Genomic DNA, 3,307 nt, shown 5'->3' on the forward strand with positions numbered 1-3,307 from the left:
CAGCACCACCACGTCCGCCCCGGCCCCGGGCAGCCCCGGCAGGCGGTGGACCTGGTCGGCCGCCCCGGTGACGCCGAGCAGCGGAAGGGAGTCCTGCAGCGACTTCGAGGCCTTGGCCGGCAGCGGATTCTCCAGCAGGACCGGACCGTCTCCGTCCTGCCCGACCGCAATGACGAGGGCGGCTGACTTGGCCTTTTTGACATCCTTGGCAATGGCGCTGAGCTTGAGCTCGGTCGTGGGGATCACGCAGATCTGTCCTAACTTCTCCTACAGCCGGCCGGCCGGACGGGTGGTGCCCGCCGCCGCTCACCGGTTGCTTACCGTTGTGTCTACAGTAGTTCCAGCAGGAATGAGCCTTTGAAAAGGTTGGCCGGAACAGGGCCTGCACCTGTCGATCGTAGTCTCTCCGCACCGGATGCGGTGCCGCGCACGCGCTGTCCGACCCGCGGGCCGGAATTTTTCCGCCCGCCCGGGCGCTGAACATTGCGAGAGGCATGCACGGCAGGGAAAGAGACGATGCCGGAACGGAGGGCACATTGCTGGATCCACGGTCGCTGATGTCGACCAACGCGGAGTTGTTCGACTCGCCTGAGCTGCGCGGGCTTGATCTCGTCATGGGATTCACCGGTGCTGCGGAAGCCGGCCACGTGGTGGAGCAGATCGGCGACGAGCTGCTCGACGGGCTCGACGCACAACTGGTCGCCTCCTTCGACGCCGACCAACTGGTGGACTACCGCAGCAGGCGGCCCCGCATCACCTTCGCCGGCGACCGTTTCACCGACTACGAAGCCCCCGCCATCGAGCTGTACCGGCTGGTCGACGGGCTCGGCACTCCGTTCCTGCTGTTGACCGGCCCCGAACCCGACTACCAGTGGGAGCGGTTCTCCCGTGCGGTCGTCTGGGTGGCGAACCGGCTCCAGACGCGCCTGGTCGCGTGGGTCCAGTCGCTGCCCATGCCGGTGCCCCACACCCGCCCGATCGGCGTCACCGTCCACGGCTCGCGGCAGGACCTGATCGACGGGATCACCAGCTGGAAACCCCAGGCGGAGCTGCAGGCCGGCATCGGCCCGCTGCTGGAAGTGCGCCTCGCAGAGGCCGGGCGTGACGTCGTCGGCTATTCCATCCACGTGCCCCACTACCTGTCCGACGCCCAGTACCCGCCTGCCGCCGTCGCGGCGCTGGAGTACATCGGTGCCGCCACCTCGCTGACGTTGCCCACAGACCGGCTGCGCGAGACCGGACGCGAGGTGGAAAGCCAGATCGACCGGCAGGTACAGGACTCCGCGGACGTCCAGCGCGTCGTCGGCCGGCTGGAAGAGCGGTACGACGAGTACGCGGGGCATGAAGAGCGCCGCTCGCTGCTGGTCAAGGACAACGAAGAGCTTCCCGACGCCGACGAGATCGGCGCGGCAGTGGAGGCCTTCCTGGCCACTCAGCCTGCCACCGACGACGACGGCGCCGAAGGAGCCTCCACGGGGTCCGGCGACGCCGATTAGTCCCGCGCCCCGGACCGTGGGCAAGATGGAGCAATGGATTCGCGGCGTGCTTGGTGGGTGTGGGGGAGCGGGATATTCGCCTACTTGGTGGCGATCACCCAGCGGACCTCCTTCGGCGTAGCAGGCCTGCAGGCCACCGAGCGCTTTGACGCCACCGCCGCCGCGTTGTCGACGTTCACCGTGGTGCAACTGGTGGTGTACGCGGGCCTGCAGATCCCCGTCGGCCTCATGGTGGACAAATACGGACCCCGGATGATGGTGGCCGGAGGGGCCGTACTGATGCTGGCCGGGCAAACCGCCCTGGCCTTCGCGTCCTCCGTCCCCGAAGGGCTGGCCGGACGCGTCCTCGTCGGTGCCGGCGACGCGATGACCTTCGTGTCGGTGCTGCGGCTGCTGCCCAGTTGGTTCAGCGGGAAGCACATTCCGTTGCTGACCCAGTTAACCGGCCAGCTGGGCCAGATCGGCCAGCTGATCAGCGTCATCCCGTTCGTGGCCATCCTTAACCTGGCGGGTTGGACGCCGGCTTTCCTCTCTGTTGCCGCGCTCTCCGCGGTGGCCTTCGTCCTTGCCCTCGCAGTGGTCCGCAACGAGCCGGGACCCCGGCGGACGGCCCCGCAGCCGACCCTCCGCCAGACCGGCGCGTCGCTGGCCGAAGCGTGGCGGGAACCGGGTACGCGACTGGGACTGTGGACTCATTTCACGGTCCAGTTTCCCGCGAACGTGTTCATGCTCATGTGGGGTTACCCGTTCCTGGTGTCGGCCCAAGGCCTGACGCCGACGGAAGCCTCGGCGCTGATGACGGCAGCGGTCATGACCTCCTTCGTCGCCGGCCCGTTGCTGGGCCGCTGGGTGGGCCGGCATCCCCTCCGGCGCTCCACCATGGCCCTGCTGATCGTGGGGGCCATGTCGGCGGCCTGGCTGTGCGTCCTGGTTTACCCGGGCCCGGCCCCGTTTTGGCTGCTCCTACTGCTGGTCATGGCCGTGGCCGTCGGCGGCCCGGGTTCCATGATCGGCTTCGACTTCGCCCGGACCTTCAATCCGCTCAGCCGCGCCGGAACGGCCACCGGGATTGTCAACGTCGGCGGCTTCATCTCGGCGCTGCTGGTGATGCTCGGCATGGGCGTGGTGCTCGATGCCCTGCTGGCCAGCGGGTTCTCGCAGGGCGACCTGTACGCGCTGGACTCGTTCAAGCTGGCCTTCAGCCTCCAGTTCCTCTTCCTGATCGCGGGCACGCTGGCGATGCTGACCGTGCGCAAACGAGTGCGCACCCGGATGTCGCACGGCGGGATTACCGTGCCGCCGCTGCGCGATGCGCTGGCACGGGAGCGCCGCCGGCGGCGCGAACGGACCCGGGAACGCAGGGGGAACGGCGGAACCCGGGGCGGCTGAGCACCCTCCCTCCACCGTTGAGCACCCTCCCTCCACCTGGGCTTCGGAAGGGCGGTTGTCCACAGGAGAGCCCCCTCGGCTGGCCGCCGGGCAGGCAGCGGCGGAAGGCTCCTGTCATGGAGAAGAAGAAGTTCACCGCCCGCCGCTCCGTCGACATTCTCGGTTTCGTGCCGCATGCGCTGGGATTCCTTCCCGCCGACAGCGTGGTGCTGCTGGCCCTTTCCCAAGGCCGTTTGGGCGCGACCCTCCGCCTGGACCTCCCCGCCAGCCGGGACGGCTGCCACCTCGAACTGTTTGCCGAAACGGCGGCGGACTATCTGCGCTCCGACGAGGACGCCGACTCCGCGCTGCTCATCCTGTACACGGACCACCCCTGGCGTTCGCCGGGCCGGCCGCCCCATGCCCGGCTCGTGGCCGCCCTC

The 3,307-nt window shown here is 68.9% G+C and carries 3 protein-coding genes and 1 pseudogene; 3 read left to right on the forward strand and 1 reads right to left on the reverse strand.

Going from position 1 to position 3,307, the window contains the following annotated elements; all coding sequences use genetic code 11:
- Window positions 1-246 (reverse strand): annotated as a pseudogene (locus AC5RUJ_RS13035) (leucyl aminopeptidase); the annotation flags it as partial.
- Between the two features lie 248 nt (window positions 247-494).
- Here AC5RUJ_RS13035 and AC5RUJ_RS13040 point away from each other — a divergent pair.
- From AC5RUJ_RS13040 to AC5RUJ_RS13050, 3 genes are all read left to right on the forward strand, one after another.
- Window positions 495-1,496, forward strand: a complete 1,002-nt coding sequence (locus AC5RUJ_RS13040) for a proteasome assembly chaperone family protein (RefSeq protein WP_494013829.1) — start codon at window positions 495-497, stop codon at window positions 1,494-1,496.
- A 33-nt stretch (window positions 1,497-1,529) separates the two neighbouring features.
- Window positions 1,530-2,885 (forward strand): MFS transporter, encoded by a 1,356-nt coding sequence (locus tag AC5RUJ_RS13045; RefSeq protein WP_494128730.1) that lies wholly within the window; start codon window positions 1,530-1,532, stop codon window positions 2,883-2,885.
- A 116-nt stretch (window positions 2,886-3,001) separates the two neighbouring features.
- Window positions 3,002-3,307, forward strand: a 306-nt coding sequence (locus tag AC5RUJ_RS13050) for a DUF4192 family protein (RefSeq protein WP_494155970.1), incomplete at its 3' end; no start/stop codon positions are given.

This window comes from Arthrobacter sp. Y3223164, assembly GCF_059091005.1.

What these genes read in the sequence shown, in the direction of transcription:
- AC5RUJ_RS13040 (WP_494013829.1), top strand. Translation starts at nt 495, where the DNA reads ATGCACGGCAGGGAAAGAGACGATGCCGGAACGGAGGGCACATTGCTG.
- AC5RUJ_RS13045 (WP_494128730.1), top strand. Translation starts at nt 1,530, where the DNA reads ATGGATTCGCGGCGTGCTTGGTGGGTGTGGGGGAGCGGGATATTCGCC.